The 23,193-nt window shown below is 71.5% G+C and carries 20 protein-coding genes; 14 read left to right on the forward strand and 6 right to left on the reverse strand.

Annotated features, from left to right (window positions below):
• Positions 1–102 precede the first annotated feature (102 nt).
• The 3 genes from ACY3FI_RS00945 to ACY3FI_RS00955 all read left to right on the forward strand — a co-directional run bounded on the left by ACY3FI_RS00945 (position 103) and on the right by ACY3FI_RS00955 (position 3,359).
• The gene (locus ACY3FI_RS00945) at positions 103–381 is read left to right on the forward strand and encodes a hypothetical protein (RefSeq protein ID WP_462548846.1); all 279 of its coding nucleotides are present in this window, start codon (positions 103–105) and stop codon (positions 379–381) included.
• Between the two features lie 3 nt (positions 382–384).
• A complete protein-coding gene (locus ACY3FI_RS00950) occupies positions 385–1,881 on the forward strand; it encodes a deoxyguanosinetriphosphate triphosphohydrolase family protein (protein WP_462548847.1) in 1,497 nt (498 codons plus the stop codon).
• A gap of 257 nt (positions 1,882–2,138) precedes the next feature.
• The gene (locus ACY3FI_RS00955) at positions 2,139–3,359 is read left to right on the forward strand and encodes a hypothetical protein (protein WP_462548848.1); all 1,221 of its coding nucleotides are present in this window, start codon (positions 2,139–2,141) and stop codon (positions 3,357–3,359) included.
• A 212-nt stretch (positions 3,360–3,571) separates the two neighbouring features.
• On the opposite strand, the gene ACY3FI_RS00960 is transcribed toward ACY3FI_RS00955, so the two are convergent.
• From ACY3FI_RS00960 to ACY3FI_RS00970, 3 genes are all read right to left on the reverse strand, one after another.
• On the reverse strand, positions 3,572–3,706 hold the full coding sequence (locus tag ACY3FI_RS00960; RefSeq protein ID WP_462550384.1) for an Lsr2 dimerization domain-containing protein: 135 nt from the start codon (positions 3,704–3,706) through the stop codon (positions 3,572–3,574).
• A gap of 55 nt (positions 3,707–3,761) precedes the next feature.
• Positions 3,762–4,652: a hypothetical protein gene (locus ACY3FI_RS00965; RefSeq protein WP_462548849.1), complete on the reverse strand. Its 891-nt coding sequence runs from the start codon at positions 4,650–4,652 to the stop codon at positions 3,762–3,764.
• 694 nt (positions 4,653–5,346) lie between these two features.
• Complete coding sequence (locus ACY3FI_RS00970) at positions 5,347–5,814, reverse strand: hypothetical protein (RefSeq protein ID WP_462548850.1); 468 nt, start codon at positions 5,812–5,814, stop codon at positions 5,347–5,349.
• Positions 5,815–5,873: 59 nt separating this feature from the next.
• On the opposite strand from ACY3FI_RS00970, the gene ACY3FI_RS00975 reads away from it, so the two are divergent.
• Positions 5,874–6,584: a hypothetical protein gene (locus ACY3FI_RS00975; RefSeq protein ID WP_462548851.1), complete on the forward strand. Its 711-nt coding sequence runs from the start codon at positions 5,874–5,876 to the stop codon at positions 6,582–6,584.
• A 38-nt stretch (positions 6,585–6,622) separates the two neighbouring features.
• On the opposite strand, the gene ACY3FI_RS00980 is transcribed toward ACY3FI_RS00975, so the two are convergent.
• Together ACY3FI_RS00980 and ACY3FI_RS00985 are read right to left on the reverse strand one after the other, a co-directional pair.
• Entirely contained in the window at positions 6,623–7,243 is a 621-nt protein-coding gene (locus ACY3FI_RS00980) for an Asp23/Gls24 family envelope stress response protein (protein ID WP_462548852.1), read from the reverse strand.
• Positions 7,240–7,797: an RNA polymerase sigma factor gene (locus ACY3FI_RS00985; RefSeq protein WP_462548853.1), complete on the reverse strand. Its 558-nt coding sequence runs from the start codon at positions 7,795–7,797 to the stop codon at positions 7,240–7,242. The genes ACY3FI_RS00980 and ACY3FI_RS00985 overlap by 4 nt, the downstream gene beginning before the upstream one ends.
• 138 nt (positions 7,798–7,935) lie before the next feature.
• Here ACY3FI_RS00985 and ACY3FI_RS00990 point away from each other — a divergent pair, with 138 nt between their 5' ends.
• Positions 7,936–8,169, forward strand: coding sequence for a hypothetical protein (locus ACY3FI_RS00990; protein ID WP_462548854.1), 234 nt, complete (start codon positions 7,936–7,938; stop codon positions 8,167–8,169).
• Positions 8,166–8,789: a hypothetical protein gene (locus ACY3FI_RS00995; protein ID WP_462548855.1), complete on the forward strand. Its 624-nt coding sequence runs from the start codon at positions 8,166–8,168 to the stop codon at positions 8,787–8,789. The genes ACY3FI_RS00990 and ACY3FI_RS00995 overlap by 4 nt, the downstream gene beginning before the upstream one ends.
• A 73-nt stretch (positions 8,790–8,862) precedes the next feature.
• On the opposite strand, the gene ACY3FI_RS01000 is transcribed toward ACY3FI_RS00995, so the two are convergent.
• The gene (locus ACY3FI_RS01000; protein WP_462548856.1) at positions 8,863–11,664 is read right to left on the reverse strand and encodes an invasin domain 3-containing protein; all 2,802 of its coding nucleotides are present in this window, start codon (positions 11,662–11,664) and stop codon (positions 8,863–8,865) included.
• Between the two features lie 211 nt (positions 11,665–11,875).
• On the opposite strand from ACY3FI_RS01000, the gene ACY3FI_RS01005 reads away from it, so the two are divergent.
• The 8 genes from ACY3FI_RS01005 to ACY3FI_RS01040 all read left to right on the forward strand — a co-directional run bounded on the left by ACY3FI_RS01005 (position 11,876) and on the right by ACY3FI_RS01040 (position 23,122).
• The gene (locus tag ACY3FI_RS01005; RefSeq protein ID WP_462548857.1) at positions 11,876–13,012 is read left to right on the forward strand and encodes a TRAFAC clade GTPase domain-containing protein; all 1,137 of its coding nucleotides are present in this window, start codon (positions 11,876–11,878) and stop codon (positions 13,010–13,012) included.
• Positions 13,009–13,353, forward strand: coding sequence for a hypothetical protein (locus ACY3FI_RS01010; protein ID WP_462548858.1), 345 nt, complete (start codon positions 13,009–13,011; stop codon positions 13,351–13,353). The genes ACY3FI_RS01005 and ACY3FI_RS01010 overlap by 4 nt, the downstream gene beginning before the upstream one ends.
• Before the next feature lie 153 nt (positions 13,354–13,506).
• Complete coding sequence (locus ACY3FI_RS01015) at positions 13,507–16,674, forward strand: hypothetical protein (RefSeq protein WP_462548860.1); 3,168 nt, start codon at positions 13,507–13,509, stop codon at positions 16,672–16,674.
• On the forward strand, positions 16,671–19,316 hold the full coding sequence (locus tag ACY3FI_RS01020; protein ID WP_462548861.1) for a hypothetical protein: 2,646 nt from the start codon (positions 16,671–16,673) through the stop codon (positions 19,314–19,316). Before ACY3FI_RS01015 ends, ACY3FI_RS01020 begins: the two co-directional genes overlap by 4 nt.
• Positions 19,313–20,188 (forward strand): ABC transporter ATP-binding protein, encoded by an 876-nt coding sequence (locus tag ACY3FI_RS01025; protein ID WP_462548862.1) that lies wholly within the window; start codon positions 19,313–19,315, stop codon positions 20,186–20,188. Before ACY3FI_RS01020 ends, ACY3FI_RS01025 begins: the two co-directional genes overlap by 4 nt.
• Positions 20,185–20,853 carry an ABC transporter ATP-binding protein gene (locus tag ACY3FI_RS01030; protein WP_462548863.1) on the forward strand — a complete coding sequence of 223 codons (669 nt, stop codon included), beginning with the start codon at positions 20,185–20,187 and terminating at the stop codon, positions 20,851–20,853. Before ACY3FI_RS01025 ends, ACY3FI_RS01030 begins: the two co-directional genes overlap by 4 nt.
• Before the next feature lie 62 nt (positions 20,854–20,915).
• Entirely contained in the window at positions 20,916–22,130 is a 1,215-nt protein-coding gene (locus ACY3FI_RS01035; RefSeq protein ID WP_462548864.1) for a glycoside hydrolase family 76 protein, read from the forward strand.
• A gap of 35 nt (positions 22,131–22,165) precedes the next feature.
• Entirely contained in the window at positions 22,166–23,122 is a 957-nt protein-coding gene (locus tag ACY3FI_RS01040) for an ROK family protein (protein ID WP_462548865.1), read from the forward strand.
• Positions 23,123–23,193 lie beyond the last annotated feature (71 nt).

The following is a 23,193-nucleotide window of genomic DNA, read 5'->3' on the forward strand; positions in this document are numbered from 1 at the left end:
AGGATGTGCTTCGCTGGCAACTGGCGGTTGTCCGCCGCATAGATTCAAAGTGTTCCGCTTTCAGGGTTCTCATCGGAGGGCTCTGCCACTAGAGGAGGGGCCATGACAGCGCTACTGACCGGACTTGCCGCAGCGGAAGTGCAGGAGCGCCTTGCCGGCGAGCAGGAGCGTCAGCAGTGGGGGAACACCGTCGAAGCTGCGCGCAAGGCGCTGCCGCAGGACGGTGAGCGTGTGCCCCTCGAGTCGTACCTTCGTACCGTCATGACCAGTGCACGCGTCGACTCGCTGACGGCAAAGCGAGCGCTCAGCCACCTGCGCGCCCGTGCGGAAGCGCAGTACACCTTCGGGCAGGGCGTATCTCGTCCGAGCTCGACGCGCTAGCGCGTGACGGAAACTGCTCCGCCGGCTGAGGCCGAGTGGGGGACGGAGCGTCCGGTACAGCTTCCGAACGATGACGAGGGCCCGACTGGGCGCTCAGCCGGGGAACGTGACGCGGACCGGGTGCTGTATGCACCGGAGTTCCGGCGTCTCGCGGGTGTCACGCAGGTGATTTCCCCGCAGGTCGACTTCGTGTTCCACGATCGGCTGACGCACTCGCTGAAGGTTGCGCAGGTGGCACTGCGTCTTTCCGAGCAGCTCCGGCAGAAGTTCCTATTGGAGCACCAGGCGTTCGACGAGAAGCAGCTGCTCCTCGACTCGTCCGTTTGCTACACGGCCGCACTCGCGCACGATCTCGGGCACCCGCCGTTCGGCCACGCTGCGGAGGTGGCGTTGCAGGAGATTCTCGAGGAGCGGCTCGGCGAGGGGAAGCACAATGGGCAACTGCTTGACGACTCGTTCGAGGGCAACGCGCAGACGTTCCGCATCGTCAGCAAGCTGAGCTTCCGCAAGGAGGGTGAGGACGGCCTGAACCTCAGCTGGCGGACCCTTGCGGCGATCAGTAAGTACCCGTGGCAGCACGGCAACGAGCGGACAACGAGCCACGGGAAGCCCAAGTGGGGTTACTACAACACCGAGGCCCCCTACGAGGCGCATCTCGCTCGGCTCGGTTACATCCGTCCCCACGGCGACGCTGAGGACATCTGGCAGTCGCTTGAGGCGCAGATCATGGACTGGGCCGACGACATCGCCTACGCGGTACATGATCTCGACGACTTTTACCGAACAGGCATGATCCCGCTCAATCTCCTCCGGCGAGCTGGCGGAGATCTCGTAACGGAACTCGACGACCTTGACGAGTCAGAAGACTGGAGAGAGGTCTACGAGAACGGCGTCGCAAGTGTCCGCAAGCACATCAAGTCGAACGAGATCAGCGATGAGCGGCTCAACGAACTGATCGAAGAACTCCGCGGATATCTTCGCGTTGGGAAGTTCGATGGGTCAGCGACCGCGCACGAGGACCTTCGTGACCTGTCAAGCGAGCTTATTCGTCAGCTCTCATCTGAATGCTCGGTGCAGATCCATCCCGTGAGTGGGAAGCCCTTCCTTCACGTCACTACCGAGGGGCGGGCAAAAGCCGCGTTCCTGAAGAGCATCACGCAGTTGTATGTGCTTGGGGACTCTTCGGTGGAATTGATGCAGGTTGGGCAGACTCGGGTCGTTCGGGAACTGTTTACAGAGCTGTGGACGATCGGCAAAAAGCACTACGCGACGCAGGGCGAGCGTCGCCGGCGACGACCGCTGCCGGCCCGTTTCCAGCACTACCTGACCAACAGCCTCCGATCCAAAGAGTTCGACGTCTACGGCGGGCAGGAGCGGAAACTTGCCCGAGCGACCGTTGACTTCATGTGCTCCCTGACCGACCGGCAAGCTTCGCTACTGCACCAGCGGCTGACTGGCGACAATGTCGGTTCCCTCCCAAATTACTGGATGCGCGTCTAGCGCATCGGTCCGACAGGCCGTTCTTCTGATAGTCGGTGCTCTTAGGGTCTGCTCACTTGGTCGGTCGAGCGGTCATCGCGGAGTTCAGTTCACTATGTCGCGACATCACTTTCTTGATTCAAGTTTTCACGGTGAAGCGCAGCCTCGAACATTCACGTGCGCTCCTATCAGTGCGTAGCTCGTCGTGAGTGCGCGGAGCAACCAATGCGGCGTCGGCGTGTAGCGCCGGTGCGAGCATGGCGCGGGCGCTTCCGACCATGGTGGAGTTCGCTCTGCTCTGGCAGTATGACGGAATGAGTTTGAGGCACTGGGTGGGCAGCGATCTGACGACGGTCTCTGCAGGCGGTGAGGCGCACTTCTGGTCTGGCTTCCTCGGGGGCGTCTGCATAGATTTGGGCTATACGAGAACCGGGGCTCAGATGGCGGCACGAGATCCGCGGGTTGTTGTCCTGACACATTCGGACGGCGATCATATCAACGGGGCGAAGCCGTTCTTCGAAGCGCAGTCGAGCGGCTCGGCTGCCGGCAGCGCGTGTGAGCTTTGGGTGCCGTACGAGTGGTCGGTACTCGTTGATGTGTTCAACAAGGTCGTGCACGACGGGGTGACAGACGAAGCAGTCCGGCGAACCGAGGCTTACGCTGAGCCGCTCGTTTCCTCGCAGAACGACGCGGGATTTGCTGAAGGGCGGAACGACCTCGACGCTTCCGACTCAAATGAGCCTGTGCCCTGGCCTGATATGAATCCATTTGTGCCAAGGACGGAAGATCCGGATGAGGAAGATGCGGCACCGGATAATGATGACGTTCGCCGCGTTGCCCTGGCGCTTGCCGCGGGGGCGGAGCTTGGTACCATCCAGGTGAGGGGCAGCCTGTCCGATATCGACGTAAGTAAGATCGCGAACGACATAGCCCGGAAGGCGATTCGACTCAGGAAGGTTCTTGGGGCTGCCGTCGACGCGAGCTGGACTATCCGCTGGTTCTCCGTTGACCACAAGCGCGCAGACAATTGGCTCAAGTCCGGAAAGCCGGGCCTGGTAACTATCAGCAACGCGCAGGAAGTTCGCGTTAGAAAAACGCAACCAAGTGCTGCCCTGTTGCTTCACGCGACGCAACTGACGATTCAAAATCGACGAGCACTCGCTCCGTACCTTTGGGCGAACGCTGGCAGGCGTGATGTCATCGTCTGGAGCGACGGCGATGGCGGAGGTGCTGAACATCTGGAGGGTTTCCCCTGGTCACGTATCGGGCTGATGACCGCGCCACATCACGGATCACATATGTCAGCGCACGACCCCATTTGGGACTCGCTCGAGGCGAGCGCCGAAGAGCCGGATATCGTCCGCACAGGTGGATTCTCATCCCAAACTATACGTGCCGTCTTACGGCCTCTGTCGCGCCGAAGAAGCCGCGCCACACACAAGGGGCCAGGGTATCAACTGGGAGACGTTGTGTGGCACGAGTGGGTCGGCTTTCGTTGAGGAGGGCCGGTCATCGGCGCGAGCGTACTCCTGGCGTTGCGCACGGACTTGTTTCGGTCACTGATCGCAAAGCTCGATGCGGGCGAACTAGTGGACAATCGTCCGGCCATTGGCTTGAAACGCGAATTGATTCAGCGAAATCAGAACCGTACCGTTCGCCGCGGCGCGTATCTGGCAGGATCGAAAACGACAGCAGCTAGCAGCACACGACGTCATCGACGATAACGGCGAAGCTCCACGATTTGGTAGCTCCTGCCATCGCGCGCGAACTGGACGGTGTGACCACCCGTTTCGATGACGTCACCGGAAAGATCGTCGACGAAGTGCGAAGTGACTGTTTGTGCTATGGACTAAGCATGACACAGCATCAAGCAGTACTGCCTGCAGCTCGGGGAGGCGCGTTCAACCTGCGCGTTCTGTCGGGGTGGTGAGGGTGGTTAGGCGCAGGACTATTGCCGCCACGACGTGTAACGCAAATTGTGCGTCGGGGCGTTGAGCTGACGCTGGCCCGTGGGCGTTCCCTCGGTTCGAGCGATCCGCTGTGATCCAGCCGCCAAGGCTCTTGAAGGCGCCGAGCAGACGTGCGTCATGCCCCTGGAGGAACCCTCGCTTGATTCCGTCAGAAAAAAGAGCACCGAGGTCGTTACCCTTCGTGCCAAGCGCCTGTAAGGCTGCTTGAAGCGCTGAACCCGCGCTGGTGATGCTTGCGCCGTAGTGGCCTGTTGAGAGCTCGGCAGACGCCTGGAGGTAGGCCTGCTCAGCCTGCTTGAAGCGCGGGTCAGCGGTCAACGCAGCCTCGAATGGTGCCACGATCGCTGTGTGAAGCGGTTCGTCGGATCGGTCGCGCAGCCGGCCGTCGACGAAAGCGTAGGCAACCCGTCCGCCGAGAAGTGCGTCGTTCGCAGCGCCGAGCACCTCAGAGGGATGGACCTGCGCGGGCGTACCCCACGGGTTCACTTCGCTTGGCTCGCTGGCGTTGACCTTTGCTAAAGCGAGTGCGGCAGCGTCCAAGACATCAGGCATCCAGTAATCGGATGCGTACGCGGTGACCGTCGAAGCGAAGGTGACAATTGCGTCGGGGTACTCGCTGTGGCGGGCAAGGACGTCGCGAACTTCCCGGCTGAAGGCGTGTCGTCGGCCGATGTCGGGGAACGCATCAGTGAAAGCTCCGGCGAGACGTTCTCGGGTGATCCTGGTGAAGGACCGCGTCCACGTCACGCCGTCACGATTCTCTTCCTCCGCCCGCTGTCGGAGAAACGCCGCTCGTGACGGAAGTGGGCTGGGTAGTTCCATGCATGTCCTGCTTTCGTTGATCGCTCGAGACTACTTGGGTCCTGGAGGACCAGGCCAAGGTCGTGCCTCGTCAAAGCCCCTCCTGCACGCTGTGCAAGCTGGCTCGAAAAAGCGAGAAGGTCGTTCGAGTCAGCGGTCCACAGCCCGCGGATAGATCCGGTTGGGCTGCCTGCAGCAGGATGCGGGCAACTAGTAGAGCTCAAGGGGCGCCGACTCCTCAGCTGAGGGAGGCGGTGGACCCCTCCGCCCAAGGATCAAGCCGCTTCGTTTCCCCCGCTAGAGGCTTCGCGTCTCCCGCGCGCGGGGTGAATCCGCTAACGCCCGCTCTCGCTAGCAGCGGCATGCGTGGTGGGCAGCTTGAACCGTATGACGCAACTAGCCGCTGACCGGGCCCTTTCGGGCCGGGGGGAACGCGAACAGTCGGCGGGGGAAACGCAGGTTGACGTTGCCGCCAGACAGCAGAAGCCGCATGGCAAGGAGTAAAAACGCAAGGAGCCCGCCAGCGCGAAGAACCCCAGATCCCCGTCATGACGGGAATCTGGGGCTCTTTCGCATTGCGGCCGTCTGTCTCGGCGACAGGCGTTGGCGGAGATTCTCGGAGCAGCTGCGGACGTGCTCAAGGACGACACCTTCGACAGGCGATCGGCCGGGACGATGACCGAGCGCCGGCTGTGAATCACCGCGTGATCGCTCGCTACGACAGGTCGAGGGAGCGCAGCACGTAGCCGTCGGGCACCGTGCCGCTGTCGCCGAAGTAGTGGAAGAAGATGTCCGCCGCCTCGTCAGCGTCGAACACCTCTGCCGGGTGCACAGGGTGGTCGGTGCCCGCGACGTGCACGATCTCGGTGAGCGGTTCGTCGACGTCGTGCGGTCGTCCGACGACGTAGTGGCGGAGCTCGCCGTTCTCGACGCGCTGGATCTCGACGCTCATGCGTTCCGCACTGCCGCCGGCCTGGATGTAGCGACTGTTCCAGTCGAGGTCCGAGTACCCGGGGGCGTCGGGCCATCCGGCCGAGTCCGGCACGAACCACAGCTGGTAGGCGAAGCGGCCTTCGCTCGTGCCGTCGAGAAGTCCGAGCATCCGGCGGATCTGGTCCCGGTAGGACCGGAACTCGTCTGTGAGCTCCGCGTTGCTGGCGCTGTTGACCGTGTTGATGAACACGCGGCCTCCTGTCTGCGGAGCGGATGAGCGGATGAGCGTCCGCATCGACGCTACGGGACTTGCTGCAGGATGACGGACGTCTTGCCGTCGAGGGTCACGTACGCCGGGTTGTCGTAGCTGACGAGCCCGTCGAAGAGTCCCTACTCCAGGCTTGGTCGAGGTCCGAGCACCCGGGGCCACCGGGCCATCCGGCCGAGTCCGGGACGAACCAGAGCTGGTACGCCCACTCCTCGTCGTTGTCGAGCTGGCCGAGGTTGAACCGGATCTGCTCGCGGAAGGTCCGGAAGCTGTCGGTCGGCCGCATGCTGCACGCGGAGTTGGTGGTCATGACGAACATCGGGGCGAGCCTCCGTTCTGCTCGATCATCCGGATGGCCTGGCACCATCGAGACCGCCCGGGTCATGCAGGCTGGCGGACGGGAGGCGCGTGGCGGGCCCGCCCCGCGCCTCCCGTCCGACCGTGGTCGCCTACAGGTCGTCGACCAGCCGCACACGCACGTCGATCAGGTCCGCACTCGCCGCGTCGACTCCGTCGACGACGTCGCGGATGCGCTCGCCCACCTCGCGGACGGTGTCGGTCGCGGGTCGCTCGTCGGAGACCGCGATGCCCGTGACGATCCGCAGTGCCGACCCGTGCCGGCCGACGTCGACGACCGCGTCCGGCTCGTGGAGCGCGAGGGCCGCGGCGGCGACCTCGGCGACGACGTGTGCGACCGGCCGCGGCCGGTAGACGGCGACGACGCCGGGGACGCCCCCGGACGGCCGTGGTGAGCGTCCGGGAGAGCTCGTCGTCGTTCACGGGGTGCTCCTCACGGCAGGAAGACGTCGTCGAAGTGGACGTCGATCGACTCGATGCGCAGGTCGGTGTGCCGTTCGAGGGCGACGCGGACGGCCTCGCGGAGCTCGTCGGCGGTCTCGTCGGCCGATGCGCCGTAGAGCAGGCTGGCGGTGAGGTCGACGCGGACGGGCGCACCCGGGGTGTCGATCTCGCCGTCGAGGACGCACCGGCCCATCACGACGGTGCGCAGGGCGTCGCCGGCCCGGCGGACGACGCCGCGGACGGCCGCCTCGGTGAGGGCGAGCCGGAGACGGGGGTCCGGGTGTGCGACGGGGACGTCGCGGCCCGACCGGACCTCGGCGCGGATCGCGTCGAGCAGCCGGTCGACCCAGGCCGTCTCGCGGCCCGCGTCGTCGTCGGCGCGCTGCTGCAGGGCGTCGGCGGAGAGTTCGCGGAGCCGCTGCATGTTCGACAGGGCGAGGCGGCATCCGGGGGACTGCTCGATGGTGGGGTCGGCGGGCGTGCGGCCGCGGTCGAGGTAGTCCGCGAGCTGCTCGATCGTGTGGCCGTCGAGGTCGTCGTCGGGCACGGAGCGGCCGTCGTCCGGCGCCGAGCGGTCGTCGTCGGGCACGGAGTGGTCGTCGATGCTCATCGCCACCCCTCCATCTCCGCCGCGAGGAACCGTCGTGCGCGGGCGAGGAGTCCCCGCACCGTCGAGGGCGGCAGTTCGAGCTCCTCGGCGATCTGCTGGTAGGACATGCCCGCGGTCTCCCGGAGGAGCCAGCACCGGCGCTGGTCGGTGGGCAGTCGGTCGAGCGCCGCCCACAGCGCGTCGTACTGCAGCCGCGTCTCGACGATACGCTCCGGCGTCCGGACGGCGTCGGCAGGATGCGCGACCTCGTCGACGTCGTCGTGGTGCCGTCGGGTGCGGAGCCGGTCGAGGGCCTTCCGCGTGGTGATCTGGAGCATCCAGGACCGGAAGCGCGCGGGTTCCTGCAGGTCGGCGAGCTTTCGCCAGGCGGTCAGGAACGACTCCTGCACGACGTCGTCCGACTCCACGTTCGACGCGAGGACCTGCTCGGCGTAGACGCGCATCAGCGGCCCGTGCCGTCGGGCGAGCACCTCGAAGGCGAGGACGTCGCCGTCCGCGGCACGGACCACGAGGGTCGCGTCGACCGCTCGTCCGAGTGGGTCGTCGTCGTCCATCCCCACCCTTCGCCCTCGGCCGTCCGACGCGGATCGGTCGGACCTCCGAGCATGCACTGCGCGGTCGGACACCGCCCGGGCGGCGTGTCGTCCGTCGTTTTGTGACGTTCTCGTCCCGATGGACGTCCACAAAGCGAGATGCACCACGACACGATCCCCGAACCCGACGGCACCACCCCCCGCCTGGAGCCCCTGGCCGACGACCCCGCGCCCAGCGCCGACACGGCAGCCCGCGACCTCTGCATGAGCGTCTTCGACCGCTGGCGCTGTGGTCGCGCCGACGGGCACGACGGACAGCACCGGGCCGAGGTCGGCGGCAGCACCGCCTCGTGGAACGACTCCGCGGCCGGGCGACGGCTGCGCGGCCGGTGAGGGTCGTCGGAACGGACGAGCGCACCGAACCGCTGTTCGTCCCGTGGAGTGCGACGAGCGTCGAGCAGGCGGCGGGGACCGCGATCCGACTCCGGCAGGACCGCGGACTCGGTGGTCTGGTCGTCGCGAACGGGAAGGCCCTCGTGCCGGAAGCACTGTCGGGGTGGCCGCACCGCACGCTCCGCACCCGGACCCCGATCCCGGCCGGCACCGTCCTCGCGGTGGTGCGGCCGAGCTACGAGCTCCTCGCCGGACTCCGCGTGCCGGTCGACTGCGTGGCAGTCGTCGCCGAGGACCCGTCCGCTCCGTTGGCCGGGTGGGCGCAGTTCGTCGGCGCCCGCGACGTGCAGAGCGGCGAGGTCCTCGGGTTCGAGATGAGCGAGGCGGTGGAGGAGGGGTTCGTCCGGCTCTTCGACGCGAGTCACGGCGGACTGCCCGACGAGCGGGCGGTGCGACGTGCGCGCACGGCCGTCGCGCACCTGCACGCCCTCGGGCTGTCGAGCGCGCAGATCATCGGGTACCCCCTGAGCGGCCGTCGGCCGTCGGGAGCGCGGGGTTACCACGGGCAGGCGCCGTTCAACACCCGGGCGATCCGGAAGCTGCGCACGCTGCTGCCCTGAGAGCCGTCACGACGCACGAGCCGGCGACGCGTTTCCCACCGGCACCGCACCTCCCGACCCGTGATCGCCCGTGTCAGACGGAGTGGCGGCGACGTGCTGCCCGCAGCACCAGACCGAGTGCGATCGCCAGGAACGCGAGGACGCCCGTCCCGGCGAGACCGCTCGCACCCGTGTAGGCAAGTCCTTCCCGCGCCGACGGCGTGGTCCGGTGCTCGACCGCGGGGGCGTCGGCGGTGCGCGGCGCTCCCGGCGTGGCGATCGGCGTGGGAGCGACGGGCTCGGTGGGCAGACCCGCGGCGGGCGGTGCGACCTCGGTCCCGGCCGGGACCTCGGTCGTCGCGTCGATCGACCCGAGGGATGCGGTCACGGTGGTGTCGACCCCGGCGGGGGCGGTCACCGAGACCTCGACCGTGCCGTCGTCGAGCTGACGGAGGGCTGAGAGCGTCGCTCGGCGGTCGGCGAGGCGGAACGTGGGCCGCTGTGCCGCGACGACGTTCCCGAACGCATCGGTGACGATGGCGGTGACCACCGTCCGGAAGGTCCCGTCACCCTGGTCGACGGGCGTGCCGACGACGAGGCGCAGGTCCGTCGGCGCACCGGCTTCCTGGTCGACCGTGACGGACCCCGATGCGTCCTCGTCGGTCACGCGGACCGTGACGGTGCCCGCGGTCGTGGACGACGTCATCGTGGAACGGTAGGTGCCCGGTCCGGTCGCTCGGACCGACGAGAAGGTCACCCGCGGGTCGGAGGCGCTGAGGGCGGGGGAGCGACCGTCGACGGGGTGGCCCCAGGCGTCGGTCACCGTCGCATCGAGGACCGTCGTGCTGGTGCCGTCGGCGTTGATGCGGTCGGGCGCGGCGGTGACGGTCACCGTGGCCGGGGCACCGACCGTCTGCTCGACGGGCTGGGTGTCGGTCGACCGGCCGCTGGCGGTCGGCGCGGTGACGCTGAGCGTGGACGTCCCGACCGTGGTGCTGGCGCGCACGACCGCCGTGTACGTGCCGTCACCGACCTCGCGTTCACCGGTGATGCGCTGCTCGCTGTCGTCGGTCGACCACGACACCGGCACATCGGCCAGGGGATGGCCGGCGGCGTCCTCCACGGTCGCCGACACCGGGGTCGAGGTGCGGCCGTCGGCGACCACGGTCACCGGCTGGCTGGTGATCCGGACCCGAGCAGGGGCACCCGGTACCTGACGGAACTTGACCGTCCCCGAAGCGGTGCCGACCGATGCGGTGAGGGTGACGGTCCCGAGGGTCCGGGACGGCGTCACGAGGGTCGTGTAGGTCCCGTCACTGTTGTCCTCGGAGCTCCCGACGACGGACTCGGGGTCACTCGAGGTGAGGGTCGGTCGGGCGCCGACGACCGGGTTACCGTTGGCGTCAACCACCGTGGTGACGACCTCGACCGGGTCGGAGGTGCCGTCGGCCGGGACTGTCTGGACGGAGACGGCGGGCGTGACGGACGTCGCCGCGCCGGCGACCTGCGTGAAGGTCGCAACGCCGGTCGCCGACGAGGCGCGATCGGTCGCGGTGATCCGCACCGGGCCCGCCGTGGTCGTCGCCCGGACGGTGGCGCGCCAGACGCCCTGCCCGGCGGCGGTCGGGGTCGAGACGGCGTTTCCGCTGTCGGACACGAGGGTCGGGATCCCGCTCGCCGAGGGGTTGCCGTACTGGTCCGTGGTCCTGACCTCGAGCACCGCGGTCGACGTGCCGTCGGCGGGGAGGGTACCGGGTGACACCGTGACCGCGAGCGCCTTCGTCGGGCCGGCGTCCTGCGAGACGTACACCGTCGCGGCGTAGCCGTACCGACCGTCGAAGACCTGCGCGGTCACGGCCACCGTGGTCGCCTTCGTCGTCGCGGTCATCGTCGCCGTGTAGAGGCCGTTCCCCCGGTCCGAGACCGGGCCGAACGAATTGCCGGCCGAGCTGGTGAACTTGACGTCCTCCCCGGTGGCCGGGGTGCCGGCGGCGTTCGTGAGCCGAGCGGTGGCGACCGTCGTGGAGGTGCCGTCAGCGGTGAGCCGCGACGGGCTGACCTGGAGGGAGATCCCGTTCAGCGGTGACCGGGTGTAGCTGATCCGGAGGTACGGGGAGGCGAGGTACGCGCCGATGCCGACGGTGGACCCGAGTGCCGTCGGGGTCACGAAGCTCGATCCGCCGGCGCCGGAACCCCAGGGGCTCCCGCCCCCGCCGCCGTAAAGGCCGCCGCCGCCGCCGGCCCCGGTCGCACCGGCACCGGCGTCCGTCCCGCCGTCACCGCCCTGCCCGAGCGTCCCGTCGGTGCCTCGCCCGTAGCCACCGCAGACGCCGCCGGCGCCACCTGCCGAGTCAGTACCCGGTCGGGCCATCGTGTCGATGTCGCAGCCCCGGGAGTTGCCCGGTGCTCCAGCGTCGCCACCGAGCGCCTCGCTCTGCCCGCCGCCGCCGCCCGCAGCGACCAGCACGCGCGAGGCGAGGTCGTCCGGCGCGCTGCGGAGATCGGTCGCGCCGCCGCCGCCGGCACCGTTGCTGTACTCGATCACGCCGCCGGCTCCACCGCCGTTGTAGCCGCCCGTCGCGCCCGATCCGTTCCCGCCGACCACCGCGGTGAAGGCCTGGCCGCCGGTGACGGGCAGGTCGGCCGTCACGAACCCACCTGCGCCGCCCCGGTTCTCCGCGAAGTAGTACTGGGCGCCGCTGCCGCCGAGCGCCTCGACGTGGATCGACTGCACGCCGGCGGGGACGACGAACTGGTGTGCGCCCGCAGTCGTGAACTCGACGGAAGCAGTGGTCGCGGATGCCGGTGCGGCGAGTCCGACGACCGCGGCTCCGGCGACGATCGTGACGGCGGTCGCGGCGGCGACGCCACGACGGAGGAGGTGCGGACGGGGCAACGGGGGCCTCTCGACGGACGCGGGCGAGCGGCGATCAGGGGGACCGGGCAAGGCGTCGAGTACTCGTGAGGATCCTAGGTGCGCTCGGACTCGACCATCGCTCGGTTCCCCCGAACTGGGTGGGTCCACCGTCCCTCCCGGACAGCCCGTCCCGCGCCTCCGGTCCGTCTCCGGGCAGCCCCTCTAAGTTCGAGGGATGAAGCAGTCGAGAGTGGCTCGGGAACAGTCGATCGCCGTGTTCGGTGAGGCCGGCAGCGGGAAGACGGTGTTGCTCTCGTCCTTCTACGGGTCGGCCCAGGAGGGCGCCTTCCGCGCGACGAGCCCGTACGACGTCGTCGCAGAGGACACCGCGCAGGGACGGCGCCTGCACCAGAACTTCCTCGGCATGAAGAACGCGGCGAAGACGCCGATCACCGACCGGTTCCGCGCGTCGCGGTACGTCTTCTCGATCAAGCGTCGCCCGTCCGCACCGGTGAAGGGGAAGCAGCAGAAGCGCGCCGCCGAGGAGCTCCGGCTGGTGTGGCACGACTACCCCGGCGAGTGGTTCGAGGAGGACCCCGCGAGCCAGGAGGAGCAGGACCGACGCACCGAGACGTTCCGGTCGCTGCTGGGGGCGGACGTGGCCGTCCTCCTGGTCGATGCGCAGCGGCTCATCGACAACGTCGGCGAGGAGGAGCGGTACCTCAAGGCGCTGCTTACGAACTACAGCACGCACCTCTCCCGACTCCGCGACGACATCGCAGAGGACGGCGGCCGGTTGGTCCGCTTCCCGCGCATCTGGCTCTTCGGCCTCTCGAAGGCGGACCTGTTGCCGGACCTCGACGTCGTCGCATTCCGGGACCTGATGGTCGAGAAGGTCGGTGCAGAGATGAACCGTCTGCAGGACGAACTGTCCGCCTTCGTCGAGGAGCCCGAGGCGTTCTCGCTCGGTGAGGACTTCGTGCTGCTCTCCTCCGCCCGCTTCGAACCCGGCCGGATCGACGTCGACCAGCAGATCGGGGTGCGGCTCGTGCTGCCCATCGCGGCGATGCTGCCGTTCTCACGGCACGTCCGGTGGGCCGGAGCACTGCACAAGGGCAGCAAGGTCGCGGACGAGCTCATGAAGCACGCGGGGCCCGTCCTCCTGCTGGTCATGCGCAAGGTGAAGCTCCCCGGACCGCTCAGGCTCGTCTCGATGTTCCTCCCGATGGTCGCCGACTCCGCGGTCCGGCGCGCGCGGACCGCGATCCACGACGTGCACGAGTCGGCGAAGGACCGGCACGACTTCCTCACCACGGTGCTCTCCGGCTTCCGCCTCGACCTCGACCGGGCGGTCGAGGAGCGCATCCTGCAGGAGAGCCCGAAGTGACGTTCGTCTGGGCGACGCGAGGACGGACCTGGGGGTTCCGCATCCTCCGGACGGGCGGGGTGCCGGATCCACTCGCCGTCTACGAGCGGGCCTTCGTCGGAGTCGGTGGGGACGCCGAGGCGTTCCATGCTGAGCCGACGACGATCGCCGTCCGATTCCCCGATCCGGAGGGGCGAACGGACCGCGCAGGCCGCGTCATCCCGCACGAGTTCGTCGTCCTCGATGCGGGACCGACGCGTCCGCGGACGCTGCTGGAGGCGCGGGACGTGCTGTGGGCCGCGGTCGCCGACGTCTACACCGCGAGCTGGGAGGCGCCGGCCGCCCCTCCGTCGTCGGAGTGACGCGAAGCCCGGGAGCGGGCCCGCCGCGCGGAGCCGCACCGGCCTGATCTCCGGCAGGTGTCGGCAACTGCAACACGATCGACACCGGCGCGCGCCCGTCGCCCACTACTGTCGGAACGTCGACGGAGAGCGGGGGGCGCAGGTGCGACGACGGTGAGGCCGCCACGACCACTCGCGCTCCGACGTGCCCTCGCCCGGCGCGCGCTCCTGAGCACCCTGGCCCTCGTGGTCGCCGCCGCGGTCGCCCTGCCGCTCCTCCTCCTCGGACTCGCCGACACCGCCGCAGCACGCGGCGCCGCCGCGGTCCTCGCCGCACAGCCCGCTCGCGCAGCCTCGCTCGTGGTCGCGCAGCAGCTCGACGACGACCCGGCCGCGCAGCGACGCAGCGTGGACGCGGCGCTCGCCACGCGCCTCCCGGCCGACAGCACCATGGTGACGTGGGCCGCCTCGGCGACCACGGCGGTGGAGGTGCGTGGCACCGCACGGGAGGCGCGGATCGCTGCCGCCCCGGACCTCCCGTCGGTCGCCCGGACCGTCCAGGGCACGTGGCCCGACCTGCGGACCGGCGCCGGTTCCGACCCCGTGCCGGCCGCGGTGCAGGCGGACGCCGCCCGGCGGCTCGGCCTGGCCGTCGGCGACACCGTCGTCGTGCCGGACACGCACGGCGGTACGACGCTCCGCGTGGTGGCGACGTGGCGCGCGACCGACCCGGGTGCCGCACGGTGGGCGGGTGCGTCGGACGTCGGCTCCGGTGTCGACGCCGGTGTCGCCGGTCCGGTCGTGGTGCCGGCCGACGCGATCGGCGAGGTCGTGGGGTCGGCGCGCGCGACGTGGACGATCGTGCCGCGCACCACGGGCGGCGCGTCGTCCGACCCCGACGGCCTCCGGGCAGGGCTCCGTGCGGTCGACGCGGCCACCGGGGCGGACTCGGGTGCGCTCGCCGGCGCGGACGTGACCGGGACGCTCGACGACACGCTCGTCCGGCTCGGATCCGCGGTCGCGACCGCCCGGGCGCTCGTCGGCATCGCGGTCGCCCTCGGCGCGGTGCTGGCGCTCGTCGCCGTCGGCGTGCTGCTCGGCAGGCTCCGCGACGCCCGCGCAGGCGAGACGACCCTGCTCACCGCACGTGGTGCGAGCAGGTCGCAACTCGTCCGGTGGGCCGCCGCGGAGGCGGGCGTCGTCGCCTGCGGCGCGGCACTCGTCGGCTGCGCGCTCGCGGTCGTGGGGTCGATGGTCGGTGGAGTCGTCCCCGGTGTGCTCGCGTGTGTGGTCGCGGTGCTCGGTGCGGTGGTGGTGACGGTCGGCGCCTCGATCCTGACGACCCTGCGTGGGACGACGTCCGCGGCGCCTGCCGGAGCCTGGACGACCGTCGTGTCGACCGGGCTGCTCGTCGCAGGCGCGGTGGTCGCGACGAGCAGGCTGTTCACGGTGGGGATCCTCGGCCGGGCGGCTGCCGGGCGACTCGTGGTCGACGTGGTCGCCGCCGTGTCCCCGGTCCTGACGGTGCTGGCAGCGGGACTCGTGACCGTGCTGCTGGTCGGGGCGCTCGCCGGTGTGGCGGCACGGGGAGTGGGGCGTCGGCGAGGGCTGGTCGGTGCGCTCGTCGTGCGGACGCTCGCCCGGGGCTGGGCGTCGACCGCGCCGGTGGTGGTGCTCGTGGCGACCGCGGTGGCGGTGGGCGGACTCGTCGTCGGCCTGCAGGACACGACCGCACGCACGGACCGGGCGACGGCGGACGTCCTCGTCGGTCCGGACGTGCGAGTGGTGACGGACGGCGACGACGCGGTCGGCACGGGGACCCGCGAGGGGTTGCCCGGCGTCGGCGGTGCGGCGACGGCTCGCGAAGCGCTGCCCGGTGCCGGCCGTGCGGCGACGGCCGCGGTGCCGGTGCTCGTGGACGAGGCGACGGCGGGGGACCAGCGTGTCCCCGTCGTCGCCCTGCCGGCCGGTGCCGCCGGTGGCCTGCTCGGGTCGTCGGGCACGGCGGTCGCCCGACCGACCGCGGGGTCCGCACGAGCGGGGACGGCGTTGCCGGACGGGACGACGCGCGTCGAGGTGTCGGTCGCCGTGGGGTCGGCGACCCTCGCCGGGTCCGCGGCGCCGCAGGCCGTGGGGGTGGTCCGGTCGGTGCTCTGGGTGTCGGATGCGGACGGGGTCGCGGTGCAGCTGCCGTTGGTCCGAGACGGGGCGGCGCCGTCTTCGTCTTCGTCCTCGTCTCCGTCCTCGTCCTCGCCGGACGGTGCGGGTGCGGGTGTGGGGCTCGGGGAGTCGGCGACGCTCGTCGCCACGCTGCCGGACGGTGATTCCGGCTGGCGGGTCCTCGCGGTCGAGCCCGCGCTGTCGTTCAGCGCCCGACCGCCGGAGGCCGACGCCGTGTTCGGCTCCGACCGCCTGCGGGTCCCGGTCTCCGTCTCGGTCCCGGGGCTCGACGGGGCTCCGGGACGGGCCGACCTCGAGGACCTCCGCGCCGCGCCCCGGATCCCGCTCGGCCCGACCACCGACGGGGACCGGCTGCCCGTCGTGCTCACGACCGCGCTGGCCGAGCGACTCGGCGTGCGGACGGGTTCGCCGGTCGACCTCGACCTCGCCTCGGTCTCCCGCACGCTCCACGTCCGCGTCGCCGGGACCGTCCCGCAGGTCGACGGCAGCGGCTCGACCTTCGCGGTGGCGACGGACCTGCCGACGTTGACCGACCTCATGGTCCTCGGCGGCCCGGCCGTGACCGACACCGCCGGCAGCGTGCCACGGGTCGACGAGGTATGGATCGCGACGTCCGATCCGGCGGCCACGCGAGCCGTCGTCGAGCGGAGCCTGCCGGTCTCCGGGAGCGTCCGCACCGCGGCGTCGGTCTCCTCGGCACCGGTGCTCGGTCCGGCGATCGGGGCGCTCGCCGTGGTCGCAGGTGCCGGTGCGCTCCTCGCCCTCGTGGTGTTCGCCGGTGCCACGGCCGGCGGCGGGACCGGTGCGTCCGGGTCGTCGCCCGCGCGCGGCCCGGCCCGCGGTGTCTCCGCGTTCCGGGCGCTCGGCGTCACACCGGGGCAGGCGGCGGCGGTCCGGACGGCGGAGCTCGCCGTCCCGGTGGTCGCCGCGGTGCTCGGCGGCGTGGTCGGCGGCATCGTCACCGTCGCCACGACCGCAGCCCCCTTCGCCATCGCCGCGGTCCCCGGGTCCGCCGGCCTCGTCACCGCACAGCCCGTGCCGATCGCGCTCGGGACCGCCGTCCTGCCGGTCGTGATGGTCGCCGGGAGCGCCGTCGTGGTCGCCCTCGCTGCGGCCCGAGCAGCACGCACGGTCCGAGCCGAGCCGGTGGTGGACCGGTGAGCGCCCTCGTGCGGGTGCTCCGCGCCCACGCCGCACCGCTGCTCGCCATCGCGGTGGTGACCCTGGTCGCCGCGCTGCTCGCCGGCGCCGTCCTCCCGCTGCTCGGTGCGCTCGGCACCGCCGGTACCCGTGCCGACCTCGACCGTGCCACCGCCCGCGAGCGAGACCTCGAGGCGACCTTCTCGGTCGTCGCCCAGGACGCCTTCACCTCCCCGGAGGACGGCCAGCAGACGTTCGCCGGCGTGCAGCCGAGCCTCGTCGCGATCCAGCGGTCGATGCCCACCGCCCTCCGCGCGGCCACCGGACGACCGGGTTGGGTGGCGACGACCCGGCCGCTGTCCCTCGACGGGCTGCCGTCGAAGGTCCCGGCGTCCGTCGCGCTCGCCACCGACCCGGGCTTCACCGAGCGGGTCCGGTTCACCACGGGTTGCGCGCCGCGGGCGTCGACCGGCGACGGCTCGCTCGAGGTCGCGCTCTCGCCCGCCGTCGCCCGTGCGATCGGCTGGCGGGTCGGCGAGGTCCGCACGACCGACGGCGCGTCCCTCCGCCTGGCCGGCATCTGGGAGCCCCGCGACCGCGACGACCCGGCGTGGGCGCACACCCCGACGACGCTCCGCCCGGCGACCACGGCGAACTCGGCCGGCGGCGTCGACGTCACCGGCACGGCCTACACCGCGGTCGACGACTTCGGCGTCCTCGCCGCGAGCGGCCGACCGCTCCAGGGCCGGGCGTGGATCCCGGTCCGGTCCGACGCCGTGACGGTCGCGAACCGCACCGCCGTCGTGGACGACACCCGCCGGTTCCTCAGCACCCGTGCCCCCGTCCCCTCGACGCCGTCCCGCGTGACCACGTTCTCCACCGACCTGCCCGAGCTGCTCACCGCAGCGGCGGCCCGGGACACCACGGTCGCCACGCTCGCCGCGGCGCTCGGGTCCGGGCCCGCCGGCGCGCTCGTCGCCCTCGGTGTGCTGCTCGCCCGGCTCGTGCTCGACCGTGCGGGCCCGCGACTCCGGCTGCTCGCCGCGCGCGGGGCCTCCGGGACGACGACGCGCGGGCTCGCTGCCGCCCTGGTCGCCGTCGCCGCAGTGCCGGGAGCGGTCGTCGGCGCGGTGCTCGCCGCGGTGGTGCAACGGCTGCCGCTCGGGCCGGTGACCCCGTCGACACTCGACGTCCTCGTCGGTGCCGCCCTGGCCGCAGCCGTCCCGTGCGTCGCGGCGGCCGTGCAGGCGCCGTCCGGCCTCGTGCACGACGACGCCGGCGGAGCCGCACGGCGGGTGCGTCCCGTGCGGCTGGTCGTCGAGGGGGTCGTGGTCGTCGCAGCCCTCGCCGCCGCCGTCGTCACGGTCCGGAACGGCGTCACGACGAGCGCGCCCGGCGGCAGCGTCGACCCGCTCGCCGCGGTGCTGCCGCTCCTGCTCGCCGCCGTCGGGGTCCTGGTCGTCCTCCGGGTCCTGCCCCTCGTCCTCCGTCGCCTCCTCGTCCGTGGGCGTCGGCGACGCGGGAGCGCCCGGCTCGTCGGCGGTGCCACGGCCGCGCGCGACACCGCCGGACAGGCCGTCCCGCTCGTGGTCGCCGTGATCGGCATCGCGGTGGCGCTCTTCTCGACCGTGGTCGGCAGCACGCTCGAGGGCGGCGTCGCCGAGGCCGCCCGCCGCAGCGTCGCAGCGGACCTCTCCGTCAGCGCGCCGGCGCTCGACGCCGACCAGGTCGCCCGCATCGCTCGGGTGGCCGGGGTCGACGAGGCAGTCGGCGTCTCCACCACCGGGCAGCTCGACCTCGACACCCCGCAGGGCAGCGTGTCCGTGGTAGTCCTCGTCGCGGACACCCGCGCGCTCGCCGCGGTGCAGCGCGGCGTCCCGGGGGCGCTGCCGTCACCGCGGTCGCTGCGCGAGGAGGTCGGTGGACGGGTGCCGGTGCTCGCGTCGGGAGCGGTCGCAGCCGTCGCCGGGCGCGACCCGAGCGCGCTGTCCACCGACGTCCGGATCGTCGGCTCGGTCGACACCCCCGTGCCGTTCACGAGCGCCGAGCGGTGGGTGCTCCTCGACGACCGGTTCGCCGACGAGCTCACCGACTCCGGCAGCGTCGACCGCGTGCTCGTCCGCACCGACGCCGGGGCCCGTCCGGAACCCGTTGCTGCAGCGATCCGGCAGGCGGTCCAGGTGGACTCCGTCACGACCGCCGTCGGGACCGAGCGGCAGCTCGACGCGGACCCGCGCATCCCCGGGACCCGCCTGGTCGCCCTCGTGTCGGCCCTGCTCGGCGGTGTGCTCGGGATCGGTGCGCTCGTCGTCGCCACCCTGCTCGCCGGACGTCGGCGGCGGGAGCGCGCACGGCTGCTCGACGTGTTCGGGCTCGACCCCGCCGGTGCCCGCGCGATCGTCGTCGTGGAGACGCTGCCGCTGCTGCTCGCCTCCCTCGCCACCGGCGTCGTCGTCGCCGTGGGGACGGTCGCGCTCACCCTGTTGTCCGCCGACCTCCGCTCGTTCACGGGCTCGACCGTGCGACCGGTCGTCGTCGTCGACCCGGTCCTGCTCGGGGTCGTCGTCCTCGGGGTGCTGCTCGCGCTCGCCGGGGTGCTCGCCCTCGCCGTGCGGACCGGCACCCCGCCGTCCCACCACCGCCGATCCAGGAGGAGCGCATGAGCGCCACCGCCACCCCGGACATCGTCTGCCGGGACCTCGTCCGGATCTTCCGCTCGCGTGACGTCGAGGTCCAGGCGCTGCAGGGCCTCAACCTCGTCGTCCGCGCCGGTGAGATGGTCGCCGTGGTCGGGGCGTCCGGCAGCGGCAAGTCCACGCTGCTCGGCATCCTGTCCGGACTCGACGTGCCCTCGGCCGGGCAGGCGGTCGTCGCGGACGTCGACCTCGGTGCGCTCACCCGTGCCGGTCGTACACGCCTCCACCGATCGGGCGTCGGGTTCGTGTGGCAGCAGACGGCGCGCAACCTCGTGCCGTACCTGACGGTCGCCGAGAACGTCGCCGCGGTGCTCGCCGTCGCCGGGGTCCGCGGAGCGGCACGTGCATCGCGCGTCCGTGAGGTCCTGGCCCTCGTCGGCCTCGCCGACCACGCCGACCGGCTGCCCGCCGACCTGCCCGGCGGACCGCAGCAGCTCGCGGCCGTCGCCGTCGCGCTCGCGAACCGGCCCCGTGTGCTGCTCGCCGACGAGCCGACCGGTGCACTCGACCGGGAGGCCGCGCGGGCCGTCCTCGCGACGATGCGGGCCGTGAACGAGCACGAGGGCGTCACCGTCCTCATCGTCACGCACGACCAGGCCGTCGCCGAGCAGGTCCGCCGCACGGTCCGGATCCGCGACGGGCGGACCTCGACCGAGACCATCCGCGACGACCTCGGCGGCAGCCCCGGCGAGGAGTTCGCGGTGATCGACGACGCCGGACGCCTGCAACTGCCGGAGTCGTTCCAGCAGGCGCTCGGCATCCGTGACCGGGTGCGGCTCAGCCTGCGCGACGACCACGTGGTGGTCCGTCGCGGTGACGACGAGGAGGACGTCCGATGACCACCACCGCAGCGGTGCTCGAGGCGGTGGGCCTCGGCCTCGAGCACGACACCCCGGCCGGACCGCTCACGGTCCTGCACGACGTCGACCTCCGTGCCGACCGCGGCGAGCTCGTCGTCGTCCGCGGCGCCTCCGGATCGGGGAAGTCCTCGCTGCTCCGGCTGCTCGGCGGCCTCGACCGACCGACGCGCGGAACCGTCGCCGTCGACGGCGTCCTGCTCGCGGACCGCGACGCCGACGGCCTCCGGGCGCTCCGCCGCGACCGGCTGGCGTTCGTCTTCCAGGACTTCGCGCTCCTGCCGGTGCTCACCGCCGCCGAGAACGTCGAGGTGCCGCTCCGCATCCGACGCACCTCGCCCGGAGCTCGCGACCGCGCGGTGGCCGAGGCGCTCGCGCTCGTCGGACTCGAGGGACACGGGCAGCAGCGCCCGGACGAACTCTCCGGCGGCCAGCAGCAGCGCGTGGGCATCGCGCGGGCGATCGTCGGGCGGCCGGCGCTCCTGCTCGCCGACGAGCCGACCGCGCAGCTCGACAGCGCGACGGCGGCCGAGATCGTCGACCTCGTCGCGGGGCTCGTCGAGCGGTCGGGGACCGCCGCCGTGGTCACGACGTCGGACGACGCCTTCCTGGACCGGGCGACGCGGGTGGTCGACCTCGTGCGCTGACTCATGCTTGTGACCGGCTTGGTGCCGCCGTATGGTAACGATACCAACAGAGGGGAGCAACGATGCTCAGCATCACACGGAAGCGGTCGACACGAGCGGCGCAGGTCCTGGCTGCGACGGTCGTCCTCGGAGTCGTCGTCGCCGGCGCGCCCGAGAGCGCGAGCGCCGCGGCGCCGAGCGGCGACGTCTGGCAGCAGCGCGCGAGCGCCACCTACGACGCGATGCAGGACCACCTGTACACCGGCGCCGACGGTCACGGGCTCTACCGAGAGAACACGGACACCACCACCGGCAACCCGTACTCCTTCCTCTGGGAGTACCGCGAGGCCACGCAGGCGGCGATCGACCTGCAGGGCATGGCGGACGTCGGGCCGGCGTACCGTTCCGCCGCGGCTGCCCGCTCGGCCGGGTTCGAGCACTACTTCGCGGACCCCACCGGGAAGCGTCCGGGCTACGAGTCGTACCTGCCGGCACCGCTCGGGACCGGTGGTGACGTCTACTACGACGACAACGCTGTCGTCGGCTTGTCGTCGGTGTCGCAGTACCGCGCAACCGGCGCCCGGGCCGACCTGGCGCGAGCCCGTGCCGCGTTCCGCATCGCCGTCCGCGGCTGGAACACCGACGCGACCCTCGCCTGCCCTGGCGGGTCCGACTGGATCGACCGCCCGGACAACACCACGCGCGGTGCCAACGTCACCGGCCTGACGGCACAGCTCGCCGCCCACCTGTACGAGGAGACGCACGACACCTCGTACCTCACCTGGAGCACGCGGCTCTTCGACTGGAACGACCGCTGCCTCCGTCAGTCGACGGGTCTCTACGAGAACAGCCTGGCCGACGACGGCGCGGTCGACCGGACGCTCTGGACGTACAACTCCGGCGCGATGATCGGCACCGCCACGATCCTCTACCGGGCGACGGGTGACGCCGCATGGCTCCGGGAAGCCTCCGCGGCTGCTCGCGCCTCGCTGCGGTACTGGAAGGCGGACGACCGACTCCAGCAGCAGCCGGCGATCTTCAACGCGTTCTACTTCAAGGACCTCCTGTTGCTCGACTCGGTCCAGCACGACCCCTCCTACCGGGCAACTGCGGAGCGCTGGGCGAACACGACCTGGCGGGACAACCGCGACGCCACCACCGGCTTGTTCCACTTCCAGCCGAGCGGCGGCGGTGACCCGGACCTCGACCGCCCGGCAGCGACGCTCGACCAGGCTGCGGTGGTCCAGGTGTTCGCAGCCCTCGCCTGGCCGACCGACCGACTCGGCGACGTCAGTTGAGCGGAGGTGAGACGAGCGCGGCTCCCGTCGGCGTCATGGACGTCGGCGGGAGCCACGTCACGGCGGCGCTCGTGGACACCGCTGCACCGGCCGACGTCCGCGCCGAGCGCGACGGCACCGTCGACCCGCACGCACCGCTCGATGCCCTGCTCGACCAGCTGGTCGGACCCGCACGAGCACTCGCCGCGAGGGTGCCGGTGCGCGGATGGTGCATCGCCATGCCCGGGCCGTTCGACACCGCCGCAGGCAGGGGAACCTTCACCGGGGTCGAGAAGTTCGCCTCGCTCGCCGGGGTGGACCTCCGTGCCGCACTCGCCGACCGGCTCGGTGTGGCGCCCCGGTCGGTGCGGTTCGTCAACGACGCGGTCGCCTACGGCATCGGCGAGTGGGCGGCGGGAGCAGGCGCGGGGGCTGCCCGGATCGTCTGCATCACCCTCGGCACCGGTGTCGGTTCGGCCTTCCTCCGCGACGGCGCGGAGGTCGACGAAGGGGATTCGGTACCCGAGGCCGGCGAAGTGCACCGACTCGTGATCGACGGCCGGCCGCTCGAGGACACCGTGTCGACGCGAGCGCTCCGTGCCGCGTACGCCGCCCGCACCGGGCGATCGTGCTCGGTCGAGGAACTGTGCATGCTGGCTCGTGCGGGAGACGACGTCGCGGCGGACGTCGTGGCAGCGGCGATGCTGGCACTCGGCCGCGCGGTCGGTCCGTGGGTGGCGCAGTTCGCCGCGACCCGGGTGGTGGTCGGTGGTTCGGTCGCGCGGTCCTGGGACGTGATCGGGGCGCCGCTCCAGAGGGGAGTCACGGCCGGTACGGCCGGTGCGTCCGGCGCTGCTGATGCGGCCGGCGCGACCGTCCCGTCCGGCGCTGCTGCAGGCCCTCCCGGCGCGATGGCCGTCGACGGTCCGGTGATCGTGCCTGCTGCCCTCGGAGCGCGCGCGCCGCTCGTCGGGGCATCCGTCACGTGGACGCGGTTCGACCGTTCCGTCTGATCGCTCCGCCGGGGCCGACGGACGGACACGGCGGGCGGACCCCACCGCCGGGGCCGCCCGCCGTGTCCGTC

It is taken from the genome of Curtobacterium sp. RM9 (genome assembly GCF_054956955.1).

Coding starts and splice junctions, on each gene's coding strand:
- ACY3FI_RS00945 (WP_462548846.1), top strand. CDS start 103: ATGACAGCGCTACTGACCGGACTTGCCGCAGCGGAAGTGCAGGAGCGC.
- ACY3FI_RS00955 (WP_462548848.1), top strand. CDS start 2,139: ATGGTGGAGTTCGCTCTGCTCTGGCAGTATGACGGAATGAGTTTGAGG.
- ACY3FI_RS00965 (WP_462548849.1), bottom strand. CDS start 4,652: ATGGAACTACCCAGCCCACTTCCGTCACGAGCGGCGTTTCTCCGACAG.
- ACY3FI_RS00980 (WP_462548852.1), bottom strand. CDS start 7,243: ATGAGCATCGACGACCACTCCGTGCCCGACGACGACCGCTCGGCGCCG.
- ACY3FI_RS00985 (WP_462548853.1), bottom strand. CDS start 7,797: ATGGACGACGACGACCCACTCGGACGAGCGGTCGACGCGACCCTCGTG.
- ACY3FI_RS00990 (WP_462548854.1), top strand. CDS start 7,936: ATGCACCACGACACGATCCCCGAACCCGACGGCACCACCCCCCGCCTG.
- ACY3FI_RS01025 (WP_462548862.1), top strand. CDS start 19,313: ATGAGCGCCACCGCCACCCCGGACATCGTCTGCCGGGACCTCGTCCGG.
- ACY3FI_RS01030 (WP_462548863.1), top strand. CDS start 20,185: ATGACCACCACCGCAGCGGTGCTCGAGGCGGTGGGCCTCGGCCTCGAG.
- ACY3FI_RS01035 (WP_462548864.1), top strand. CDS start 20,916: ATGCTCAGCATCACACGGAAGCGGTCGACACGAGCGGCGCAGGTCCTG.
- ACY3FI_RS01040 (WP_462548865.1), top strand. CDS start 22,166: ATGGACGTCGGCGGGAGCCACGTCACGGCGGCGCTCGTGGACACCGCT.